General features: G+C 70.7%; 25 protein-coding genes. 11 read left to right on the top strand and 14 right to left on the bottom strand.

Annotated features, from left to right (window positions below):
• From ABZ857_RS23895 to ABZ857_RS23875, 5 genes are all read right to left on the bottom strand, one after another.
• On the bottom strand, positions 1 to 426 hold a 426-nt coding region (locus ABZ857_RS23895), incomplete at its 3' end, for a HAMP domain-containing protein (RefSeq protein ID WP_357046307.1).
• Positions 427 to 715: 289 nt separating this feature from the next.
• The gene (locus tag ABZ857_RS23890; protein WP_357046306.1) at positions 716 to 1,138 is read right to left on the bottom strand and encodes a DUF6098 family protein; all 423 of its coding nucleotides are present in this window, start codon (positions 1,136 to 1,138) and stop codon (positions 716 to 718) included.
• Positions 1,139 to 1,171: 33 nt separating this feature from the next.
• Complete coding sequence (locus tag ABZ857_RS23885; RefSeq protein ID WP_357046305.1) at positions 1,172 to 1,366, bottom strand: hypothetical protein; 195 nt, start codon at positions 1,364 to 1,366, stop codon at positions 1,172 to 1,174.
• A gap of 140 nt (positions 1,367 to 1,506) precedes the next feature.
• Positions 1,507 to 2,007 carry a hypothetical protein gene (locus ABZ857_RS23880; protein ID WP_357046304.1) on the bottom strand — a complete coding sequence of 167 codons (501 nt, stop codon included), beginning with the start codon at positions 2,005 to 2,007 and terminating at the stop codon, positions 1,507 to 1,509.
• Positions 2,008 to 2,181: 174 nt separating this feature from the next.
• The gene (locus tag ABZ857_RS23875; RefSeq protein WP_357046303.1) at positions 2,182 to 2,871 is read right to left on the bottom strand and encodes a helix-turn-helix domain-containing protein; all 690 of its coding nucleotides are present in this window, start codon (positions 2,869 to 2,871) and stop codon (positions 2,182 to 2,184) included.
• A gap of 98 nt (positions 2,872 to 2,969) precedes the next feature.
• Between ABZ857_RS23875 and ABZ857_RS23870 the strand changes: the two genes are divergently transcribed.
• The 5 genes from ABZ857_RS23870 to ABZ857_RS23850 all read left to right on the top strand — a co-directional run bounded on the left by ABZ857_RS23870 (position 2,970) and on the right by ABZ857_RS23850 (position 8,406).
• Positions 2,970 to 4,208, top strand: a complete 1,239-nt coding sequence (locus ABZ857_RS23870; protein WP_357046302.1) for an acyl-CoA dehydrogenase family protein — start codon at positions 2,970 to 2,972, stop codon at positions 4,206 to 4,208.
• Positions 4,205 to 4,948, top strand: a complete 744-nt coding sequence (locus tag ABZ857_RS23865; RefSeq protein ID WP_357046301.1) for an SDR family NAD(P)-dependent oxidoreductase — start codon at positions 4,205 to 4,207, stop codon at positions 4,946 to 4,948. Before ABZ857_RS23870 ends, ABZ857_RS23865 begins: the two co-directional genes overlap by 4 nt.
• A 209-nt stretch (positions 4,949 to 5,157) precedes the next feature.
• Positions 5,158 to 6,213 carry an amidohydrolase family protein gene (locus tag ABZ857_RS23860; protein ID WP_357046300.1) on the top strand — a complete coding sequence of 352 codons (1,056 nt, stop codon included), beginning with the start codon at positions 5,158 to 5,160 and terminating at the stop codon, positions 6,211 to 6,213.
• A 74-nt stretch (positions 6,214 to 6,287) separates the two neighbouring features.
• Positions 6,288 to 7,445 carry a lactate 2-monooxygenase gene (locus ABZ857_RS23855; protein ID WP_357046299.1) on the top strand — a complete coding sequence of 386 codons (1,158 nt, stop codon included), beginning with the start codon at positions 6,288 to 6,290 and terminating at the stop codon, positions 7,443 to 7,445.
• Positions 7,446 to 7,737: 292 nt separating this feature from the next.
• Positions 7,738 to 8,406: a GAF and ANTAR domain-containing protein gene (locus ABZ857_RS23850; protein ID WP_357046298.1), complete on the top strand. Its 669-nt coding sequence runs from the start codon at positions 7,738 to 7,740 to the stop codon at positions 8,404 to 8,406.
• Between the two features lie 56 nt (positions 8,407 to 8,462).
• Here ABZ857_RS23850 and ABZ857_RS23845 read toward each other — a convergent pair whose 3' ends face one another.
• The 6 genes from ABZ857_RS23845 to ABZ857_RS23820 form a co-directional block, all read right to left on the bottom strand.
• Positions 8,463 to 8,756, bottom strand: a complete 294-nt coding sequence (locus tag ABZ857_RS23845) for an STAS domain-containing protein (protein WP_357046297.1) — start codon at positions 8,754 to 8,756, stop codon at positions 8,463 to 8,465.
• A 231-nt stretch (positions 8,757 to 8,987) separates the two neighbouring features.
• Complete coding sequence (locus ABZ857_RS23840) at positions 8,988 to 10,265, bottom strand: MFS transporter (protein ID WP_357046296.1); 1,278 nt, start codon at positions 10,263 to 10,265, stop codon at positions 8,988 to 8,990.
• Between the two features lie 39 nt (positions 10,266 to 10,304).
• A complete protein-coding gene (locus tag ABZ857_RS23835) occupies positions 10,305 to 10,769 on the bottom strand; it encodes a MarR family winged helix-turn-helix transcriptional regulator (RefSeq protein WP_357046295.1) in 465 nt (154 codons plus the stop codon).
• Positions 10,770 to 11,019: 250 nt separating this feature from the next.
• Positions 11,020 to 11,445, bottom strand: coding sequence for a nuclear transport factor 2 family protein (locus tag ABZ857_RS23830; RefSeq protein WP_357046294.1), 426 nt, complete (start codon positions 11,443 to 11,445; stop codon positions 11,020 to 11,022).
• A gap of 181 nt (positions 11,446 to 11,626) precedes the next feature.
• Positions 11,627 to 11,932: a DUF6401 family natural product biosynthesis protein gene (locus tag ABZ857_RS23825; protein ID WP_357046293.1), complete on the bottom strand. Its 306-nt coding sequence runs from the start codon at positions 11,930 to 11,932 to the stop codon at positions 11,627 to 11,629.
• Positions 11,933 to 12,166: 234 nt separating this feature from the next.
• Complete coding sequence (locus tag ABZ857_RS23820; protein WP_357046292.1) at positions 12,167 to 13,192, bottom strand: LacI family DNA-binding transcriptional regulator; 1,026 nt, start codon at positions 13,190 to 13,192, stop codon at positions 12,167 to 12,169.
• A 401-nt stretch (positions 13,193 to 13,593) separates the two neighbouring features.
• Here ABZ857_RS23820 and ABZ857_RS23815 point away from each other — a divergent pair, with 401 nt between their 5' ends.
• Positions 13,594 to 15,066 carry a GH1 family beta-glucosidase gene (locus tag ABZ857_RS23815; RefSeq protein ID WP_357046291.1) on the top strand — a complete coding sequence of 491 codons (1,473 nt, stop codon included), beginning with the start codon at positions 13,594 to 13,596 and terminating at the stop codon, positions 15,064 to 15,066.
• A gap of 125 nt (positions 15,067 to 15,191) precedes the next feature.
• Positions 15,192 to 16,001: an SAM-dependent methyltransferase gene (locus tag ABZ857_RS23810; protein ID WP_357046290.1), complete on the top strand. Its 810-nt coding sequence runs from the start codon at positions 15,192 to 15,194 to the stop codon at positions 15,999 to 16,001.
• 66 nt (positions 16,002 to 16,067) lie between these two features.
• Here ABZ857_RS23810 and ABZ857_RS23805 read toward each other — a convergent pair whose 3' ends face one another.
• Together ABZ857_RS23805 and ABZ857_RS23800 are read right to left on the bottom strand one after the other, a co-directional pair.
• The gene (locus ABZ857_RS23805) at positions 16,068 to 17,270 is read right to left on the bottom strand and encodes a globin domain-containing protein (RefSeq protein ID WP_357046289.1); all 1,203 of its coding nucleotides are present in this window, start codon (positions 17,268 to 17,270) and stop codon (positions 16,068 to 16,070) included.
• 73 nt (positions 17,271 to 17,343) lie between these two features.
• Positions 17,344 to 17,772 (bottom strand): Rrf2 family transcriptional regulator, encoded by a 429-nt coding sequence (locus ABZ857_RS23800; RefSeq protein WP_357046288.1) that lies wholly within the window; start codon positions 17,770 to 17,772, stop codon positions 17,344 to 17,346.
• A 125-nt stretch (positions 17,773 to 17,897) separates the two neighbouring features.
• On the opposite strand from ABZ857_RS23800, the gene ABZ857_RS23795 reads away from it, so the two are divergent.
• From ABZ857_RS23795 to ABZ857_RS23780, 4 genes are all read left to right on the top strand, one after another.
• A complete protein-coding gene (locus tag ABZ857_RS23795; RefSeq protein ID WP_357046287.1) occupies positions 17,898 to 18,458 on the top strand; it encodes a cysteine hydrolase family protein in 561 nt (186 codons plus the stop codon).
• Positions 18,459 to 18,631: 173 nt separating this feature from the next.
• On the top strand, positions 18,632 to 19,279 hold the full coding sequence (locus ABZ857_RS23790; protein WP_357046286.1) for a methyltransferase domain-containing protein: 648 nt from the start codon (positions 18,632 to 18,634) through the stop codon (positions 19,277 to 19,279).
• A 230-nt stretch (positions 19,280 to 19,509) separates the two neighbouring features.
• A complete protein-coding gene (locus ABZ857_RS23785; RefSeq protein ID WP_357046285.1) occupies positions 19,510 to 19,842 on the top strand; it encodes a hypothetical protein in 333 nt (110 codons plus the stop codon).
• Positions 19,843 to 20,091: 249 nt separating this feature from the next.
• Positions 20,092 to 20,253 carry a hypothetical protein gene (locus tag ABZ857_RS23780; RefSeq protein ID WP_357046284.1) on the top strand — a complete coding sequence of 54 codons (162 nt, stop codon included), beginning with the start codon at positions 20,092 to 20,094 and terminating at the stop codon, positions 20,251 to 20,253.
• Between the two features lie 40 nt (positions 20,254 to 20,293).
• Here ABZ857_RS23780 and ABZ857_RS23775 read toward each other — a convergent pair whose 3' ends face one another.
• Entirely contained in the window at positions 20,294 to 21,877 is a 1,584-nt protein-coding gene (locus ABZ857_RS23775; protein WP_357046490.1) for a fatty acyl-CoA synthetase, read from the bottom strand.
• Between the last annotated feature and the right edge of the window lie 159 nt (positions 21,878 to 22,036).

Here is a 22,036-nt window from a genome sequence, read left to right as displayed (position 1 = left end):
GCCGCGGGCGTCGACGGTGATCTTCTGGGAGAGGTCGCCCTTGGCGACGGCGGTGGTGACCTCGGCGATGGAGCGGACCTGGCTGGTGAGGTTGCCCGCCATCGCGTTCACCGAGTCGGTGAGGTCCTTCCAGGTGCCCGAGACCCCCGGCACCTCGGCCTGGCCGCCGAGCTGGCCCTCGGTGCCCACCTCCCGCGCCACCCGCGTCACCTCGGAGGTGAACAGGGAGAGCTGGTCGACCATCCCGTTGAAGACCGTCGCGATCTCCGTCAGCAGGCCGTCTCCGTCCTCGGGGAGCCGGGTGCCGAAGTCTCCGTCCCGTACGGCGGTGAGGCCGGCCAGGAGCTGCCGCAGATCCAGTTCGGGGTCACCGCCGGCGGCGCGCGCGGATCGCGCACGCTTCGCGTTGCCTGCCCTCTCGACCATGTCCACCCTCGCGATCACCGTCTGAACAGGAAAAGAAAGCATATAAAGCGCTGCGGAACGCATCGTCCCCTGTGACCGCGACCGCGAACGGAGCGGGCACACCGGCCCTGCAAGGCTACCGGGCGGACGATCTCCGCGGACGGCCCTCACCGGCGACGTGTCAGTGTCGATCAGGACTTGGGGGTACATCCGCAGCGTGCACGTACCGCGCCTTGCTCCGCCTTCGCCGCGCCCGTCACCAGACGGTCCTCACCACCCGCCCGCCCACCGCCCCGCGCGTGCCCGGACCTCATCCGGTGGAGTCGCGGCCGGCGTCGAACACCTTCTCGTAGTGTTCGCGCGCCTGCTCGACCACCGAGTCGTCGAGCCACGCGACCGGCTCGACCCGGTCGATGAGCGGCTCGTGGTCGGGGCCGCGGGCCACCACGCGACCGGTCAGCACCCACGCGTGCCGCTCCTCGTCCTTCTCGGCCAGGTGCGTGTACTTGCAGATCTGACGGGCCAGCCAGTCACGCAGCGGGAGGGTCCACCAGCGTTCGGCGTCGAGCACGGTCACCGACAGGCCGGGCAGCTCCAGACGGCTCTCGTAGTCGACGCTCGGCTTGCCGGCGTCGGCGTCCGGGCCCTTGGAATACCGCAGGTACAGGCCGGGCCGGTGCTCGACGAGCTCGGTCAGCTCGTCCAGGCTCTTGATCGTCGGTATCCCGCTCACACCTGATCACGTCCGGTACTCGATCTCGGGGGGTCACGCCGGGTACGGAGGACGCTGGTCCGGCGGAACGCCGCCGCCCTCGCCGCCGCCCTTGTTCCCCTTGTCGGTGCCATGCGGGTGCCCGCCGGACTTCTCGGCGCTCGCCGACTCCGGGATGACGTCGACGTTCTCGTCGTCGGCGCCGCCCCCGCCTGAGCGGCGGAGCTCGGGCTGCTGAGGCTCGGTCATCGTTCCCTCCTTCCACACCGCCTGGAAGGCTGGAAACGGACTGTCCGCAACCATCCGTCAGCGGTGCTGTCCTCCCCTCCCCATCCGCCAACAGGACAAACCCCGGGGGAGAGCGTGCCGGAGACCGGACGCCGGGCCGTCTAGCCGCAGTACATCCACTTGCCCGACGGGGTGCCGCCGCGGACGAGGGGCTTGGAGCCGATCCTGACCGCCCCGGCGAACTGAACGCATCGATGGTCGACGCCGTAGATGTGCACCGGGCCCGCGAACCACTTGTACTTCTCGCTGCCGCTGGCGGCCCCCTTGTCCGGGCCGTCGTACTTCTTGTTCCGGTTCTTGTCCACGAAGAGCTCGACGTACAGGTAGCTCGTCTTGCCGATGTAGGCGGGCGCCACCCGGGTGATCGCGCATTTCGCGTGCGCGGTGGGGCTCTCGTACAGAGTGACGGTGCCGTACGACGTGCCGTCCTTGGCGCCTTGTGTCAGCCGATAGCCGGCCACCTTCCGGTACGACTGCCCGCACGAGCCCTTGGGATAGGCCTGCGCCGGCCCGGCGGACACCAGAGTGAGGGCGGTGGCGGTGGCGACGGTCATACCGCCCGCGACCCAGCGAGTGATCTTCAAAGGCGTTCGTCGGATCATCGATCACCCCAGATGTGTGGATATGGGCGTGATCACGCTAGCAGCCGGGGCAGGTGGCGCGGATGTATGAGGCCGGCTATCCCGGTAACCCGGGAAGGGGTCCCCTGGACCCCTTGTCGCCGACCGTGACAAGTAGATGGAACTCCCGCTCGGGACGTCAACCGGTTCGGCCGATCAGGGGCGACGGTCGCGTTCGGCGAGGAGGCGGGTGGTCTCGTCGGAGACCTCGCTGGCGAGGACCGCCGAGACCACGTCGATCAGGTGGCTGGTGAACAGGCGGTCGTCCCGGGCCGGGGGGCCGCTCGCCCTGCGGGCCAGTTCCACGTACGTCATGCGGATCGCCATGAAGCGCTGATGCAGCCGTACGGCGGCCTCGGGGAGCAGGGGAGCGACCAGGTCGCGCCAGCGGTCGATGCTGCCGCCGCCGTCCTCGGGGAGGCTGGGCGGCACGCGGTGGACCAGCTGCTCCATCACGCGCAGATAGTCACGGCCGCCGTCGGGGTCGGCCAGCTTGGCGGCGGCCGGGCGGACGAGCGCGGCGGCGAGCGCGCGCCGGGCCTCCGCAGGAGAGTAGGAGGCAGGGGAGTAGGAAACAGCAGGGGAGTAGGAAACACAGGGCAGCGGGCCGCGTGCCTCGTACTCGTCCAGAAGCTGGTGGCGTCGCGCCTCGATCTCCGGCCGGTGCTTGGCGAGCACCGCCTTCAGCAGCCCGGCGCGGTCGCCGAAGTGGTACTGCAGCGCCGTGGAGTTGCGCTGCCCGGCGGCGGCGTTGATCTCGCGCAGCGAGACCGCGTCGATGCCGCGCTCGGCGAACAGGCGCTCGGCGGCGTCCACGAGCCGCCGGACAGTGGTCTCCGCCGGCATCGCCCCTCCCTTGTCGCTCGTACAGCCAAAGGATACGGTATTTCAGGCGATCGCATTATTTGTCGCGTCAGCCGCATTATCGTGCCCGAGGGAGGGTAATGGCCATCGACTTCACGCTCGCCCCCGAGCACGAGGAGATACGCGCCCGAGTGCGGACGTTCGTCCAGGAGACGGTGATCCCGGCGGTCAAGCCGTTCGAGGACTCCGAGGAGAAGGTCCTCACCCGCGAGGAATACCTGCGCACGATCTTCGACCTGCGCCGCAGGGCCAAGGAAGAGGGGCTCTGGCTGCCGCACATGCCCAGGGAGTGGGGCGGCATGGGCCTCGGTCATGTCGAGCTGGCCATGGTGCAGGCCGAGGCGGCCAAGACCCGGCTCGGCCCGTGGGTGCTCAACTGCGCGGCCCCCGACGAGGGCAACATGCACACGCTGCTGCACTGGGGCACCGGCGAGCAGAAGGAGCGCTACCTGCGGCCACTGCTCGACGGCGTGAAGATGTCGTGCTTCGCGATGACCGAGCCCGAGGTGGCCGGCTCCGATCCCACGCTCATCCGTACGAGCGCCGTGAAGGACGGCGACGAGTGGGTGATCAACGGGCACAAGTGGTTCATCTCCAACGCCCGCAGGGCGAGCTTCGCGATCCTGATCGCCAAGACCGAGTTCGACCTGCCGGAGGGCGCGCGGGGCGCCAACACCGCCTTCCTCGTCGACCTGCCCGCCGACGGCTGGAACGACGTACGCGAGATCGAGACCATGCACGGCTCGACCGGCCACAGCGAGATCGTCATCACCGACCTGCGCCTGCCGGACTCCGCCGTGCTCGGCGGGCGGGGCAACGGCCACCGGCTGGGCCAGTACCGCCTCGGCCCGGCCCGGCTGGCGCACTGCATGCGGTGGATATCGCAGGCGGAGACGGCCCTCGACATGATGGTGGGCCGGGCACTGGACAGGTTCAGCCACGGGTCGCTGCTCGCCGACAAACAGGGCGTGCAGTGGATGATCGCCGACTCGGCCATGGAGCTGTACCAGTGCAAGCTCATGGTCCTGCACGCCGCCTCGAAGATCGACAAGGGTGAGGACTTCCGCACCGAGGTCTCGATGGCCAAGCACTTCGTCGCGGGCAGCCTCAACCGGATCGTGGACCGGGCCATCCAGATCCACGGCGCGCTCGGCTACTCGACGGACACCCCGCTGGCGCACATGTTCCAGCACGCTCGATGGGCGCGGTTCGCGGACGGCGCCGACGAGATCCATCAGATGCGCATCGCCGAGCGAACCATCGAGGCGTACCGGGCCACCGGCTCGACCAGGGCCGCGACGGGAGGGCTGCCACTGTGAACACCGACGACATCTCCGGCAAGGTCGCGCTCGTCACCGGGGGTGCGGGCGGCATCGGCGCGGGTGTGGCCCGCCGCCTCGCCGCGTACGGCGCGCACGTCGTGCTGGCCGACGTCGACCCCGAGGCCGGGGCGCGCACCGCCGAGGAGATCGGCGCCGCGTTCGTGCGGACCGACGTGTCGCGGCTGGAGGACAACCAGGCCGCGGTCGCGCTCGCGGTCGAGGGGCACGGGCGGCTCGACCTCGCCTTCCTCAATGCGGGCATCGCCTCGGGCTGCGGGATCGGCGAGGACTTCGACCTCGCCCGCTACCGGCGCGCGATGGGGGTCAACCTCGACGGCGTCGTCTTCGGCGTGCACGCCGCGCTGCCGGCGATGCGGGCCGGAGGCGTGATCGTGGCGACCGCGAGCATGGCGGGGATCGTGGGCATCCCCTCCGATCCCGTCTACGCGGCCAACAAGCACGCGGTCGTCGGGCTCGTCCGCTCGCTCGGCCCGCAACTGGAGCCCCTCGGCATCCGGGTGCAGGGGCTGTGCCCGTCGTTCGCGGACACGGCGATCCTCGACGCCGAGGCCAAGTCGCTGCTGGACGAGCTGAAGTTCCCGATCCTCGATGTCGAGACGGTCGTCGACGCGTTCTTCTCGCTGCTGGCGAGCGAGGGCACCGGGGAGTGCTGGTTCGTCGTGCCGGGGCGCGAGAGCCAGCCCTTCCTCTTCCGCCGCGCCCCCGGCCCCCGCTGACCGGCGTCCCCGGCGCCTGCTGACGGCGGCCTCGATGACCCGCCGCCGGACCTGTGCCCGGCCGATGGCCGCGGCGCCGGCGCAGTGCTGCTCCCGCTCAGTGGACGTGTTGACGTTTTATCGCCGATAACGCGTAGGTGGTTCCGGCGTTATTAACGCTGATAAGCTATTGCTGTTTCCGCTGGAAGCAGAGTGCTGAGGAGCATCGCATGTCCGACCGACTGCGGATCATCGCAGTGGAAGAGCACGTCGTTCTGCCCGCGATCATGGAGGCGTGGTCACGGTCCGGGGTGCCGGAGCTGCCGAACCTGGGGTTCGGCGACAGTCCCGTCGCCCGGCGACTGCGCGACACCACGGAGACGAGGCTTGCGCACATGGACGACCAGGGAATCGACGTGGCAGTGCTGTCGATCTCGTCACCGGGCGCGCAGAACCTGCCTGACGCGGACGCGGACGCGGTCGCCGTGGCCCGCGACACCAACGACCAGCTCGCGGAGATCGTGGCCGCCAACCCCGACCGGTTCCAGGCGTTCGCGGCGATCCCGACCCAGTCGCCGTCGGCCGCGGCCGCGGAGCTGGAGCGGGCGGTCACCGAGCTGGGCTTCCCGGGCGCCATGCTCTACGGGCGCACCGGGTCCAAGCTCGCCGACGACCCCGAGTACGACGAGCTGTACGCCGCCGCGGAGCGGTTGCGGGTTCCCCTCCACTTCCACCCGCAGATGCCTGTGCAGGCGGTGATGGACGCCTACTACTCGAACATCGGTCCCATCGGGACCGCGCTGGCGGGGCCTGCGATCGGCTGGTACTACGACCTGGGCGTGCAGTACCTACGGATGATCTTTTCCGGCGTCTTCGACCGGTATCCCGATCTCCAGGTGATCGCCGGCCACTGGGGAGAGGTCGTGCTCTTCTATCTCGACCACACCGGATTCTTCGCCGACGCCGGTGGCCTGGCTCGCCCTCTCGCCGACTACTTCACGCACAACTTCTGGGTCGCCGGCAGCGGCACCGTCAGTCCCCGCTACCTCCGCTGGACAGCCGAAGTCGTGGGGACGGAACGGATGCTGTACTCCACCGACTACCCCTTCACCTACGGGTTCCGCCCCGGCGGCTTCCCCTTCGTGGACACCAGCGCCGGCGTCGCCCGTTCCTTTCTGGAGAACGCCCCCTTCACCGACGAGCAGAAGGCCGACATCGCCCACCGCAACTGGGAACGCCTCACGTCCCGCGCCGCAAACCCCCGCCTGGCGGGCGGGGTCCGGTGATCGGTTCCCGATAATGTGTTCGCCAGAAGCCGCAGGGGCGACGGCCGGGTGGAAGCGGAACGAGGACGAGCGCGATGAGCTGGGCGGACTTCCAGTACGAGATCTACCTCAACGGCATGACGGGAGCCGTGCCCCGGCTGCCGACCGACCTGAACCGGCTGGAGGAGATGGTTGAGCGGCGGCTCGGCCCCGGCCCGTTCGGCTACGTCGCCGGAAGCGCGGGCAGCGGGCGCACCGAGCGTGCCAACCGCGAGGCGCTCGACCACTGGCGCATCGTGCCGCGGATGCTCCGCGACGTGCGCGAACGCGACCTGTCCGTGACCGTGCTCGGCAGGAGACTGCCCGCGCCGCTGGCGCTGGCGCCGATCGGCGTGCTGTCGATCATGCATCCCGAGGCCGAGCGGGCCGCCGCCCGTGCGGCGGCCGCCGTGGGCGTGCCCTTCGTCCTGTCGTCGGCCTCCAGCACGCCGATGGAGGACGTCGCGGCGGCCATGGGGGACGGCGAGCGGTGGTTCCAGCTCTACTGGGGCAAGGACCGCGAGGTCACCCTGAGCTTCCTCGCCCGGGCCAAGGCGGCGGGGTTCACCGTGCTGGTCGTCACCCTCGACACCCCGCTGCTGGCCTGGCGGCCCCGCGACCTCGACCAGGCGTACCTGCCGTTCCTGCGTGGCGTCGGCACCGCCAACTACTTCACCGACCCGGCGTTCCATGCCGGGCTCGCCCGGCCCGTGCACGAGGACCCGAACGCCGCCGTCCTGCACTTCGTGGGGATGTTCGGCGACCCGGGCAAGACGTGGCCGGACCTCGCGCTGCTGCGCGAGCACTGGGACGGACCGATCGTGCTGAAGGGCGTCCTGCACCCCGACGACGCCCGCCTGGCCGCCGACGCGGGGATGGACGGGGTGGTCGTCTCCAACCACGGCGGACGCCAGGTCAACGGCTCGATCGGGGCGGCCGACGCCCTGCCGGCCGTCGCCGACGCCGTGGCCGACCGGCTCACCGTGCTGTTCGACGGCGGCATCCGCACCGGGGACGACGTCGTCAAGGCGCTCGCGCTCGGCGCCAGGACCGTGCTGCTCGGCCGTCCGTACGCGTACGGGCTGGGCCTGGACGGCCAGGCGGGGGTGGAGCACGTGATCCGTTGCGTGCTGGCGGAGACCGATCTCACCCTGGCCCTGTCCGGCTGCGCAGGCGTCGCCGCGCTCACCCCGGATCTGCTCACGCGGATCTGACCCGGCCCTCGCGTGGTCGATCCCGGGGTTGCTCGGAAATTCCGCTGCCCCGGCGGTCTGCGCTCAGTATGACGGCGTCATGGAGCGGGCATGGCCCGGACGGGTCAGGTGAGCGTCGCGACGCCTCACCCAGCCAAGGCTCCGGACGGTGTGAAGCATTCGCCCGGAGCCGCTTCGAAGCCGAGAGGCGGTGACACGTGTGGCCGGCAAGGACGCGAGTGGAGGGGACGGACGAGGCCGGCCGTCGACGGCCTTCACGGGGCGCGTCTCAGACGACGAGCTCGCGGTGAGGATGAGCGATCTCGCGCGGACCCTGCAGGACGAGGACACGGCGCAGGAGACGCTGGACGCCATCGTCGGCGCGGCCGTCGACACGGTCCCGGGCGCGCAGTACGCGGGGCTGACGGCCGTCATCCGCCGTCGCGAGGTCGAGACCCCGGCCGGGACCGGCGACCTGGTGCGGCAGGTGGACAAGGCACAGTACGAAACCGGCGAGGGACCGTGCCTCGACGCCGCCTACGAGCACAGGACCGTGCGGCTGTCGGACATGACCCAGGAGGACAGATGGCCGGAGTTCACCCGGCGCGCCCTCGATCTCGGCGTGAAGAGCATGCTCTCCTTCCAGCTGTACGTCCAGAAGGACGACCTGGGCGCCCTGAACCTGTACTCACGTGAGAAGAACGCCTTCGACGACGAATCGGAGCACATCGGCCTGCTGTTCGCGACTCACGCGGCTGTGGCGATGTCGGGAGCGCGGCAGCAGGAGCAACTGAAACGCGCGATCGCCGTGCGCGACCTCATCGGCCAGGCGAAGGGCGTTCTCATGGAACGCCACAAGGTGACCGCGGACCAGGCGTTCTCGCTGCTCGTGCGCACCAGCCAGCAGACCAACACCAAGCTGGTCGAGGTCGCCAGGTATCTGGTGGACACCGGGGAGCTGCGCACGCGTGGAGACCACTGACGCGCGTGGGCCGCCGCCCCCTCAAGGGGCGACGAGCGGAGCATCCGCGGCGGACCTCACGAGGGGGGCGGGAGCGTGGCCAGGCCGAAGGCCTCCAGAAGGCCGACGACCTGCAGGAGCCGATAGCCCATGGGCCGCGGGTTGACCACCGTGAGGCGGCATCCCACCCGGGCCGCGGCGGCCCGGCTCATCACCAGCGCGCCGATGCCCGCCGCGTCGAGAAAGGTGACTCCCGCGAGGTCGACCTCGATGCGGCTCGGCCGCTGCCGCCGCAGGACTCCGAGAACCCCCTCGTGCAGCTGACCGGCTGTGCTCATGTCGATCTCGCCGCACGCGATGACCCTCGTCATCCCGGTCCACTCGTCTGCGGCTCCACCGTGGTTCGCCTCTTGCCCGGCCGGAAGGGCGGAGGGAACTTCGGGACCCATTCGGTACTCCCGTTGTCGCAGGCGGCCGCATCCCCTCACTGCTGAAGACCACGACCAGCCCAGATATCAGTATCCACAACCGGGCGGGCCGAACCATTCCCACGCCGGAGGCAAAACATCGGGAGATCCGCACCGGCCGAGCCGGCGCGGGGATCAGGTGGCGGAGCCGAGGTCCTCGGCCAGGGCCTCCTCCTCCAGTTCCTCCCGCCGCGCCGCGGCCGCGCCGGCGGCGGCCATCTCGGCCGCCTGGGCGCGCTCGGCCCCGCCGAGCTGCCGGTGCGCGGCGGTGAGGATCACCGCGCCGAGGAGCACGGCGGCGGCGCCCATGTAGAACGGCGCGTGGTGGTTGTCGAAGTGCTCGGCGAGCTTGCCCGCGACGAAGGGTGCGAGGCCGCCGCCGATGAAGCGGATGAAGCCGTACGACGCGGAGGCGATCGGCCGCTCCACGGGCGAGACGGTCATGACCGCCTGGGTGGTGACCGTGTTGTTGACGCCGATGAAGATCCCGGCCACGATCACGCCGCAGATCACGACGACCCGGTTGTCGGTGAACAGCGCGATCACCAGGATGTCGAGGCTGAACAGCACGAGGTTGGCGTACAACGTGCGGGCGATGCCGAAGCGGGCCTGCAGCCGCGGGGCGCCGAAGACCGAGAAGATCGCGACGAGGATGCCCCAGCCGGTGAAGACGAGGCCGAGCTGGTGCTCGTCGAGCTCCATCGGGTACGGCGCGTAGCCCAGCACGGTGAAGAAGCCCCAGTTGTAGCAGAGCGCGGTCAGGCCCAGGATGAGCAGGCCGCGGTGGCGCAGAGCCCTGATCGGGTCGGCCACGCCGGTCTTCTTCGCGGGTGTGGGCGTGGGCCGCACCAGGGTGACGGTGGCGATCAGCGCGATCGCCATCAGGACCGCGACGCCGAAGAACGGGCCGCGCCAGCTGATGCCGCCCAGCGTGCCGCCGAGCAGGGGCCCGACCGCGATGCCGACGCCGAGCGCGGTCTCGTACAGGATGATCGCTCCGGCGAAGCCGCCGCTGCTCGACGCGACGATGACGGCGAGCGAGGTGGCGATGAACAGGGCGTTGCCGAGGCCCCAGCCGGCGCGGAAGCCGACGATGCCGCCGATGCTGCCGGACATCCCGGCGAGGGCGGCGAACACCACGATCAGGGCGAGGCCCGCGATGAGGGTGCGCTTGGCGCCGATCCGGCTGGAGACCCACCCGGTGATCAGCATCGCCACGGCGGTGACGACCAGGTAGCTCGTGAACAGCAGCGACACCTGGCTGGGGGTGGCGTGCAGCTTCGTGCTGAGGGCGGGCAGGATCGGGTCCACCAGTCCGATCCCCATGAACGAGATCACGCAGGCGAAGGCGACGGCCCAGACCGCCTTCGGCTGCTTGAACGGGTTGGAGACGGGGGCATGAGCAGAGCTCACCGGACCTCCTGGGAGTAGCGAGGGGGAGCGTCCGGACCCCTACTCGTCCGCCGTGCCCTGGAGCAGGCGCCGGAGCAGGGGGAGGAACTCGCCGGCGACCCGCGTCAGCTCACGCAGCTCGCCGGGGGACAGCGTGCCGAGCATCTCGGTGAGCCGCTCTCTGCGCAGGCGGCGCCGCTCGGCCAGCAGCGCACGGCCGGCGTCGGTGACGGTGACCCGCACCGCGCGGCCGTCGAGGTCGTCGACCGCCCGGCATACCAGGCCTTCGCGCTCCAGGCGCTGCACGAGCTGGGTCATCGACGGCTGGGTGACGGCCTGCCGCGCGGCCAGGACGCTCAGTCGCTCCGGGCCGTTGCGGTCCAGGTACGACAGGGTCGCCGCGGCCGTGAGGCTGAGGTCGCCCTGCGCGGACAGCCGCCGTACGGCGAGCACCGCGAGGTCGTCCAGGACGGCCGCGACCGCGTGCGACTCCTCGGGGGGATCGGTGCTCGGGGTGACGGACACAGGTGTTCCTCCGGACGGGAACGAATTTACATAGGAAGCTTATACAACTCTCCGGAGTGCACCGCATCGCCCCCCTCGGGACGGTGCGGCGGGTGTTCGGCGCGCGAGCGGATACGACGGCGCCTGCACGTCGGGGACGGGCACCCCGGCCGGGCGACGACGTACGGGCCGGCCCGGTCGGTGGTGCACGGGAAGCGGCCGACCACCGCCCGGGCAAACGTCAACGGTCATGCCGGGGCGGAGTCCGGCTTCAGCCGCGCCTGGCGGGCGGCCAGCCGTGGCCCCAGCCGCCCTGTGCCATCGTCTGGAAAGCCCACCCGTCCTCGGTGCGCACCAGCAGGTCGCCGTAGTGCATGCTCTCCCGCCGGCCCTCGACCGTCATCGTCGCCGTGGTCTCCACGAAGACGAGGTTGGGGCTGAGGAAGTGCGGCGTCCTCGACGACTCCAGATCGAGCCCCGCCGTTCCGCCGCCCATGGCCTCCCGCATCGCCTCGACGTACTCCTCGCGCGTCCACTGCCGGACGGCCGCGAAGCCGCCCGGCACGTCGGTGGCCAGGTTCATCGGGAAGACCGCCAGGTCGGCCAGCCGCTCGATCGCCCCCTGCTCGGCGAGCGCGTCGTACTGGGCGAACCAGTCCTCGACGCTCTTCAATTCCTCGTCGCTCGGCTCGTACACGAATACGCCCCTCTCTGTCGTACGTCGTACCGTACACCATACGGAAGCGTCCTTTGACCCTGCTCGCCAGAGTGACGGCATGGCTCATCGCCAGGGCTGTCGATGACATCGTCACCGCCGCTCTGGGCTGCCTGTCGTACGGCCGGGCGCCCATCGCGGCGGAAGGGGGCGCGGCGCGGGGTCAGGCGGGTTCGGCCGTGGCGTCGAGCATCAGGCAGACCGCGGTCATGCGCAGGGCGGCGAAGTCGAGAGGCTGGTCCGGCCCCGGCGCCCGCCAGCCCTTCTCCCGCGCGCCGTCCCAGTAACCGATCAGATAGGCGAGCAGGGAGGCCGGCCCGACCCGCTCGCCCAGCTCCGCGATGGCGTGCTTGACGGCGGCCATGTGCTGGTCAAGAGAGGCGAGGATCCCGGGATGCTGGTGCCGCAGGTCCAGCACGCGCTGCGCGAACTCGGCACGGATGCGGACAGGCCAGGACTGCTCGGACACGGGAATCCCCCGGGGGATCAAGGGTGATGGGCGCCTCATCACGATAAGCGCCTCCGGGAGCACCACAATCCGGAACGCCCGGAGAGGGCGAAACCTCGAGCGGGTGCACATGGTGGCCCCGCTCCTTCCGTGTCGGGCGCGGTTAGGAGCGGGGAGTGCCGAGTGCGGAGGTCCGGGTGCCCGTCCGGGGCAGGGGCGCCCGCATGCATGTCCGGCCCCGGGCGGGCAGGGAGGTCAGAGCGGGGGCGTGCTGGAGCCGCGTACGACGAGTGTCGTCGGCAGGATCCGGGGCGGCGGGGCGTCCGCACCGTTGATCATGGAGACCACCGCCTCCGCGGCGGCGGTGCCGAACCCTGCCTTGTCCTGGGCGACGGTCGTCAGGCCCGGCGGCACGAGCGCGGCCACCTCGATGTCGTCGAACCCGACCAGGGCGATGTCCTCGGGCACCTTCAGGCCGGCCTCGCCGATCGCGCGCAGCGCGCCGACGGCCATCTCGTCGCCCGCGACGAACACGGCGTCGGGCCGCTCGTCCGCCTCCAGCAGGCGGCGCATCGCGGCGTGGCCGCCCGACAGGTAGAAGTCGCCTTCGATCACGAATCCGGGCCGGTGTGGCAGCCCCAGCCGGGACAGTTCGTCCTGGTAGCCCTGCAGGCGCTCGGCGCCGGGCCGCGTGTGCGCCGGGCCGGTGATCGTGGCGATGGCCCGCCGTCCCCGCTCGTGCAGGTGCCGTACGGCCAGGCGGGCGCCGCCGGCGTTGTCCGAGGTCACGTACGTGGCGCGGGGGCCCTGCACAGGACGGTCGAGGCTGACACAGGGGACGCCCGATTCGGACAGCCGCCGCAGTGAGGGATCCCAGGTGCCGCTGTCGATCATCACCACGCCGTCCAGGTTGTGCCTGCGCACGGCGCGTACGTAGGCGTCCTCGGTCCTCTCCCCGCTCGTGTCGCCGCTGGTGGCGAGCATGAGAAGGTGATATCCGCGTCCGCTGAGCGCGGTCTTCAGACCGATGAGGATTTCCTGGAAGAACGGGTGCCGCCAGCCGGGGCGGCGGTGGTCGGTGTCCCACACCAGGCCGACCATGAAGGACTTCTTGGTGGCCAGCGTGCGGGCGGACTCGTTGGGGAGGTAGCCGATTTGGCGGGCCGTCCGCAGGACCTGCTCCCTGGTCTTCGCGTTCACCACCTCGGGGTTGTTGAACACGCGGGAGACGGTCGCGGGAGACACGCCGCACAGGCGCGCCAGCTCTCTGATCGTTGCCACGGACCAAACGCTATCGCATCTCGCTGTAACCGGTTTCATGCAACCGGTTACAGAAAAAATACGCAACCGCCGGGAAGCCCGTCAACCAGTAATCGGAATTTCCTTCCGTCACGTTTTCGTGACTTGACAACTTCCCCTCTTCTTATGTGTGATGGCGGGCATCGGCCGGAGCTTTCTCGTTGCCACGGGCTCGGTCGCCGTCGTGTCTCGCAGCCGCTTCCCTTTTCTCCTGCGAGGGAGTTCAGGTGTTCGCTGCGGAACTCCGTCTGCCCGCGTGTGTGCCCGCCGTACGGCTCGGCGGGTCCCGCGGCCTTCGGGGGAACGGTCCCATCGCCCGCACGGCCGGCAGCCGTGTCCGGGCTGTTCACCCGAGCGGGCACGGAACCTGGAGCGAACAGGGAATGACGGCGACCGACGAACGCCTCGCCATGCCGCGGACCTTTCCCGCCGGCTTCGTGTGGGGCACGGCCACCGCGGCGTACCAGATCGAGGGGGCCGTCGACACCGACGGCCGGGGCCCCTCGATATGGGACACCTTCTGCCGGGTGCCCGGCGCGGTGGCACGGGGCGAGTCGGGTGAGTTCGCCTGCGACCACTATCACCGCTGGCAAGAGGATGTCGATCTCATGAAAGACCTGGGGGCGGGGGCCTACCGATTCTCCGTGGCCTGGCCGCGCGTGCTGCCCGACGGCCGCGGACCGGTGAACCGGCGCGGGCTCGACTTCTACCGGCGGCTCGTGGACGCCCTGCGTGAGGGCGGGATCGAGCCGTACGTGACCCTCTACCACTGGGACCTGCCCCAGGCGCTGGAGGACCGCGGGGGCTGGCGGGTCCGCGACACCGCCGAGCGTTTCGCCGACTACGCCGAGGTGATGTACGACGCCCTCGGTGAGTCGGTCTCGAACTGGATCACGCTCAACGAGCCGTACTGCTCGGCGATCGTCGGCTACGGCGAGGGCCGGCACGCGCCGGGCGCCAAGGAGGGGCACGGCGCGCTGGCCGCGGCCCACCATCTGCTGCTCGGCCACGGCCTGGCCGTCGCGCGCCTGCGGGAGGCGGCCAGGCCCGGTCAGCAGGTCGGGGTGACGCTCAACATGTCGCCGACAGTGCCGGTGACCTCCGCGCCGCGGGACGTCCAAGCCGCGCGGCGGATGGACCTGCTGGTCAACCGGCAGTTCACCGAACCGCTCTTCGGCGGGGCCTACGCCGCCGACATGGCCGAGACGTTCGGCCGGATCACCGACTTCTCCTTCCGCCGGGACGGCGACCTGGAGATCATCGGTGCGCCGGTGGACTTCCTCGGGGTGAACTACTACTACCGCCTGCACGTGGAGGCCGCGCCGTACGAGGAGGCCGACCCCGCCCGGCGCTCGGCGTTCGACCTGGGCGTGCGCACCGTCACGCCGGAGGACGCGCGCACCAGCGGGCTGGGCTGGGTGGTGGAGCCCGAGGGGCTGTACGAGACCCTCGTCGGGCTGACCTCCCGCTATCCGGACCTGCCGCCCGTCTACATCACGGAGAACGGGTACGGCGACGACGGCGCGCTCGAGGACGGCGGGCGCGTCGACTACCTGCGCGACCACCTGGCCGCGACCCGCGACGCGATGACGGCGGGCGCGGACGTGCGGGGCTACTTCTGCTGGTCGCTGCTGGACAACTTCGAGTGGGCCCGGGGCTACTCCGCCAGGTTCGGCCTGGTGCACGTGGACTACGACACCCAGGTGCGCACGCCGAAGGCCAGCTTCCACTGGATGCGCGACTTCATCGCCGACCCCGTCGTCATGGGCCCGGTCGTCACGAGCCCGGTCACCACGGGCCCGGTCGACATCCTGGTCGCCGGCAGGCCCGGGGGTGAGCGCACTGCGGGGGACTGAGAGCCCGCTGCGGGGGTTGACCGGCCGTGCCGTTGCGCGTGCCGGTCAATTCCCTCTTTGATGCACCGAATCCTGATTCATCAGCTACGTTGTGATCAACGTACGAGCGCATCAGGGCAGGGCTAATGAACAAGGAGCAGGGTCCGCCGGGAATCGACGTGACCGTCCCCAGCGTCGCCCGGATCTACGACTACCTCCTCGGCGGTAAGGACAACTTCGCCGTCGACCGGGCGGCGGCCGAGAAGCTCATCGAGCTGACCCCGAACGCGCGCGAGGGCGTGCAGACCAACAGGCGCTTCATCCGCAGGGCCGTGACCCTCATGGCCCGGGAGGGCATCCGCCAGTTCCTCGACATCGGCGCCGGGCTGCCTACCCAGGAGAACGTCCACCAGGTCGCGCTCCGCGAAGCCCCCGACTCGCGGGTGGTCTACGTCGACAACGACCCGATCGTGCTCGCCCACGGCCGGGCCCTGCTGGCCGACAACAGCCGGACGATCGTCGTGGACGGCGATCTGCGCGAGCCCGAGGCCATCCTCGGCGACCCCCGGATCAACGAGCACATCGACTTCGGCAAGCCGGTGGGCCTGCTCATGGTGGCCGTGCTGCACTTCATCCCCGGCACCGAGGACGCCGAGCGCGTCGTCGCCACGCTGCGCGACCGGCTCGCCCCCGGCAGCGCGATGGCCGTCAGCCACCTGTCGTACGGCGACCTCGACGAGGAGAAGATCCGCGAGGGACGCGAGCTGTACAAGAACACCTCCGCCGGGGCGGTCACCCCGCGGACCCACGCCGAACTGCTACGGTTCTTCGACGGGTTCGACCTGGTGGAGCCGGGTCTGGTCGTGACCGAGGAGTGGCGGCCCGAGCCCGACGAGCCGAAGCTGCCGAGGATCCCCGGCGTGGACGGCTACGCCGGCGTCGGCCTGCTGCGCTGACCGGACCCCAAAGAGAGGGCCCGATGAGAGGGCCCGCCGCGAGCGGGCGGCGGGCCGGTCACCGGATCAGGCGGCCGCGATCCACAGGTCGGGGCCGAACACCTCGTAGTGGATGCCGGAGGCGGGCACGCCCAGCTCGACCAGCTGCGCGCGTACGGCCCGCATGAACGGCAGCGGCCCGCACAGGCAGGCCACGACCTCCCCGGGCAGGTCGATCGCCGACAGGTCGGCCCGGCCCACGGCGGCGACATGGTCGGCGGCATGGTCTGCGTCACCCACCTGCGCCGGGGGCAGGTCCTCGTACCACCGGTGCAGGGTGGCGCCGGGCAGGGCCGCGACCAGGTCCGCGAGCTCCTCGCGGTGGACGTGGGCGTCCGGGGAGCGGTCGGCGTGCACGACCACCACCCGCCGGTCCGATCCGGTGGCGGCGAGGTGGTCGAGCATCGACAGGATGGGGGTGACCCCGATCCCGGCCGAGGCGAGCAGCAGCGGGCCGTCGCCCTCGGGCAGGGTCAGGTCGCCGAAGGGCGCGGAGACCGCGAGCACGTCCCCGGCCCGGACGTGTTCGTGCAGCCAGGCGGAGACCTCGCCCTCGGGCGCCCCCTCGTCGCGCACCCGCTTGACCGTGATCCGCCAGTCGCCGCGCTCCGGGGCGTTCGACAGGCTGTACTGCCGGATCTGCCGCGCCCCGTCGGGCAGCGTGACCTGGACGCTGACGTACTGGCCCGGCAGGAAGGACATCGGGACGTCCGGGCGCAGGAGGAAGGAGACCACGTCCGCCGTCTCGTCGCGCCGCTCGATCACGGTGGCCCGCGTCCAGCCCCGGCCCGCCTCGCGGTAGAGGTCGCGCTCCAGTCCGATCAGCGTCTCGGCCATGAGCCAGTAGACCTCGTCCCACGCCTGGGCGACCTCGGGCGTGACGGCGTCGCCCAGCACGTCGCCGATGGCGCCGAACAGGTACTTGTGCACCACGGCGTACTGCTCCTCGGTGACGCCGAGGGAGGCGTGCTTGTTGGCGATCCTGGACAGCATCGTGCCGGGAAGCTCTCCGGGGCGCTCCACCAGCGCGGTCGCGAACGCGGCGATCGAGCCCGCCAGCGCGACGCGCTGCTCGCCGTTGGCCTGGTTGCCGCGGTTGAACAGGTCACGCAGCAGCTCCGGGTTGTCGGCGAACATCGTGTCGTAGAAGCGGGCGGTGATGTCCTGGATCGCGCCCGCGATCACGGGCAGGGTGGCGCGGACGGTCGCGGCCGACTCCGGGGAGAGCATGACATCCTCCAAATTGGTATCTCAGACGCAAATTAAACGCCATGAACCTATGGGTTCTTCCCATTTGCGCAGGTCAGGAGAGGCTGAGCAGCACCGGCCTCGACGACGAGGAGGCCAGCTGATCCACCGTGATCGGATCCAGGGAGGCGTAGAAGGCCTGCTGTGCCGCGCGCAGCGCGCCGCGCAGGCTGCAGACGGCCCGCAGCGGGCAGGGGATCTCCCCCTCGCAGGTGACGACCTCCTCCTCTCCCTCCAGTTCGCGGACCAGCCAGCCGATCGAGGCCGTACGGCCGAACTCGGTCAGCTCCAGGCCGCCCCCGCGTCCCCGGCGGGCCTCCACGACGCCGAGGTGCTGCAGGCGGGCGATGGCCTTGGCGGTGTGGTTGTAGGGGATCATCATCGCCTCGGCCACCTGGCGGGTGGTGAGCGACGCCCCCGGTTCCAGGACCGCCAGGCGCATGGTGACGCGTAGGGCCAGATCCGTGAACTTCGTCAACCGCACACCCCTGACGCTAGCAAATCGGTATCTAGCACTCCAATTTGGGGTGCTTCGTACGCGGGCCGAGACTGTCGGTGGACGGTTCTAGGGTTGAGCGGCACAGGATCCGCGACGAGAACGGGAACCCCATGACGACCCTTGCCGATCGCCCGAACACTGCGCTGCTGGTCATCGACGTGCAGAACGGGGTGGTGGCGGGCGCCCCCAACCGCGACGCCGTGATCGCGAACATCGACACGCTGGTCGGCAAGGCGCGCGCGGAGGACGTGCCGGTGATCTGGGTGCAGCACTCCAACGACGAGGATCTCCAGCGGGACAGCGAGAACTGGCAGTACGTGCCGGAGCTGGTCCGCCGCGATGCCGAGCCGCTCGTCCACAAGAGGTACGGCGACTCGTTCGAGGACACCGACCTGGAGGCGCTGCTCGCCGAGCGCGGGGTGGGCCGGCTCGTCGTCACGGGAGCCCAGACCGACGCGTGCATCCGTTCGACCCTCCACGGGGCCTTCGTCCGCGGCTACGACGTGACGCTCGTCGGCGACGCGCACACCACCGAGGACCTCACCACCTATGGTGCGCCGGCGCCGGAGCAGGTGATCGCGCACACGAACCTCTACTGGCAGTGGCAGAGCGCCCCCGGCCGCCGCGCGGGGACCGTCGGCACCGCGGAGGTGACCTTCGCCGCCGACTGACCCGGCCGCCCGCGAGCCGCGCAGACGGCGGCCCACCCCGGCAGCGGTGCCGCTGGCGTGGAGAGCATGTTCGGCGCGGGCGCCTGCGGATTCCGGCGCGGCTGAGAGGGCATCACCCGGGGTGAGCGGGCCGCCGACGGGGACGGCGCCGCTCGCCGTCGATCGTGAGCGTGATGGACGTGACCGCAGCCGCCTGTCCCGAAGACCTCGTCCGGGCCGTCCGGGCGGTGGGCGTCCATGACGAGCGCCTGCTCCAGGCCGTGCGCTCGACCCCGAGAGCCGGGTTCGTCCCCGGCGAGCACATCGCCCACGCGTACGAGGACGTGCCGATCCCCATCGCGCACGGGCAGGTGACCACCCAGCCGTCGCTGTCGGCGACGATGATCGAGGGGCTGGGCCTCACCGGCCGGGAGCACGTGCTGGAGGTCGGCAGCGGCCTCGGCTACCAGACCGCGCTGCTCGCCCGCATGGCCGCCGACGTGGTCAGCGTCGAGTTGTGGCCCGACCTCGTACGCGGGGCGCGCCGCAACCTCGCCCGGCAGGGCATCCGCAACGCGGAGGTGCTCGTGGGGGACGGTGGCCAGGGGGTGCCCGAGCACGCCCCTTACGACGCCGTCATCGTCTCGGCCGCCTTTCCCACTGTTCCCGCGCCGCTGGTGGAGCAGTTGCGGCTCGGCGGCCGTCTGGTGCAGCCCATCGGCACCGGCGGCCGGGAGGAGGTCGTGCTGTTCGAGCGCACCGTCATCGGCCTCGAACCCCGTCAGGTCCTCACGCTGGCCCGCTTCGTCCGCCTCCACGGCCGCTATGGCTATCCCTCCTGACCGTACGGCCGGCCTCTGGGAGGACGTCAAGGAAATGGCACGCTCGACGCCGGGATATTCGCATCAATCGGCGTAGGACGGTCTTTTGGGTGATCTATCCGATCGACGGCTCGTGCCGTAAGATCAGGCGCCCATGTTTCATCGAGCTGATCGGGCGGTGATCGCGAAGAGTTTCCGACACCCGTGACGGTGACGCCGGAGAGGAGTCACCGCTCCGCGGATGTGGAAGTGTGGCGCTGATCGCCCTGGGATGCGGCATCGGCGGGCCCGTTCTGGACGCGTATCTCGTCGGAGGAATACAGCGGAACTGCGCGGGTGGCCTCGATGCCCCGGAGAAGTTCGCGGGATTCCTGTTGCTGATGGAGAGGGTCCCGGTGTTCGGGGCCATCGCGTTCGTCTCCGTCCTTTCCGTCGTGCTACTGGACGTCGCCTCGCGGAGATTCGCATTCCTCAAGTGGTGCCACTGGGGAAGGGCGCTCCTGCTGAGCCTGACCCTCGCGGTCGCCGCGTCGGCCGTGATCGTCGTCCATGACGTCCACGCCGCGAACCTGCGTCTTTGCTGAGGAGAAGGTGGTGGAAACCGAATCCGGCGACCCGCGGGGCCGTTCCGGGCCCCGTTTCCCGCGAGAATTGTCAGGCACGGCCCTCGTGGTCCTGGTCCTGACTGCACCGCTCTGGTGGGCGGGCTGATGCGAATGTCTCAAGCAGGCCGTCAGGGACCAGCGATGCAGAGAGCGCCTGGAAGGTCGAGCATTTCAGTCGTCCGTAGAATTCGCCGGCTGACGGCGATCGTTCAAGGTTCCGCTTTCCTGATGGCGGCTGCGTCGATCCCGCTGGAGCCGCCGGGGGAGCACAAGTGGACGAATGTCCTGTTCGCCATCGGGATCTCGCTCACCCTGGTCGTCATGCTGCTGATGCTCCTCGAGATGTACCTCGACAGGAGGCGTGCGCCTGGGGCCGGGGACGGTTCGTAGCCTGCCGATCACCAGTCCCCGGCCATGGGCCGCGGTCGGCTCAGCGGGTGCCGGGGATGCGGTCGGCGAGGGCGGCGTGGCGGTCCCGCAGCTCGCGCTTGAGGATCTTGCCGCTCGGGTTCTTCGGCAGCGCGTCGACGAACGCGACGGCCTTGGGCACCTTGAACGCGGCGAGCCGGGCCCGGACGTGGGCCCGCAGTTCCTCCTCGGTGACGGTCACGCCCGGCTTGGTGACCACGATCGCGACGACGGCCTCGATCCAGCTCGGGTGGCGGACCCCGACGACGGCCACCTCCGCGACCGCCGGGTGCTCGTAGACGACCTCCTCGACCTCGCGGCTGGCGACGTTCTCCCCGCCGGTCTTGATCATGTCCTTGATCCGGTCGACGACCGTGAGGTAGCCCTCCTCGTCCATCACCCCCAGGTCGCCCGAGTGGAACCAGCCGCCCCGGAACGCCTCGGCGGTCTTCTCGGGGTCGTCCAGGTAGCCGAGGATCGCGTGCGGGCTGCGGTGCACGATCTCCCCGATCTCCCCGGGAGGGACGTCGTTCCCGTCGGCGTCCACGACCCGGGTCTCGACGTTCAGGGCGGCCTGGCCGGCCGAGCCCGCCTTGCGGATCTGGTCCTCCGGCTGGAGCATCACCGCGACCGGCGCCATCTCGGTCTGGCCGTAGAAGTTCCACAGGCGCACGTCCGGCAGCCGCTCGCCGATCTCCCGCAGCACCTCGACGGGCATGATCGCCGCGCCGTAGTAGCCCTTGCGCAGCGAGGACAGGTCGCGCCGGTCGAAGTCCGGGTGGCGCAGCAGCGAGATCCACACCGTGGGCGGCGCGAAGAACTTGGTCACCCCGTGGCGCTCGATCGCCTCCAGCACGGCGGCGGGGTCGGCTCCGGGGAGGATGTGGCTGGAGGCGCCGAGCTGGATGTCCGGCACCAGGAAGCAGTGCTGCTGGGCGCAGTGGAACAGCGGCATCGCGTGCAGTTCGACGTCGTCGCGGGTCATGCCGCCGTCGATGACGCAGCTCGCGTACTGCGCGATCAGCGCGGCGTGGGACAGCACGGCGCCCTTCGGGCGTGACTCCGTGCCCGAGGTGTAGAGGATCTGTGCCGGGTCGTCGGGCCCGATCGGCACGACCGGCTCGGCCACGACCTCCCGAAGCAGCGAGTCGAACGGCTCCCAGCCCTCCTCCGGCGCCGAGCCGTACACCACGCGCAGCCGCAGCCCGTCGGCCTGCTTGGCCGCGTCCCGTGCCACGGGCAGCAGGGCGTCCTGCGCGATCAGCGCGACCGCGCCGGAGTGGGACAGGACGTAGGCGATCTCGTCGGCTCCGAGCATGAAGTTGACCGGCACGAGGACGGCCCCGGCGCGGGCCACACCGAAGATGGTCCGCACGTAGTCCACGCTGTTGCGCGACAGCACCGCCACGCGATCCCCGGGGCGCACGCCCCGGGCGGCCAGCGCGCCCGCCACCCGCGTCACGTCCTCGTCCAGCTCCGCGTACGTACGAACGTGGGCGGCGTCCGCCACCGCCAGGCGGCCGGGGTGCCGCCGGGCGGAGCGCCGGAGGAGGTCCGCGAGCGACTGACGGCGGGCGAGGGCGACATCCGGCGAGGCGGGGGACATGAGCGGCTCCAACACCAGAACAGAGGAAACTTCTGGATCAGCCTAGTGAGAACCGATGGTCTTGGGGAGTGGCCGTGCTGCCGTCCGTCCGTGTTCCGCGACCTCACACCCTCCCGCCCGGCTGCGGCCGGCCTGCGTGCCCCGCCGATGGGCTGTCCG

It is taken from the genome of Microbispora sp. NPDC046933, assembly GCF_040644635.1.
Classification (GTDB): Bacteria; Actinomycetota; Actinomycetes; order Streptosporangiales; family Streptosporangiaceae; genus Microbispora.
The sequence above is the reverse complement of the archived record's forward strand: the minus strand, read 5'-3'. Positions and strand labels throughout refer to the sequence as shown.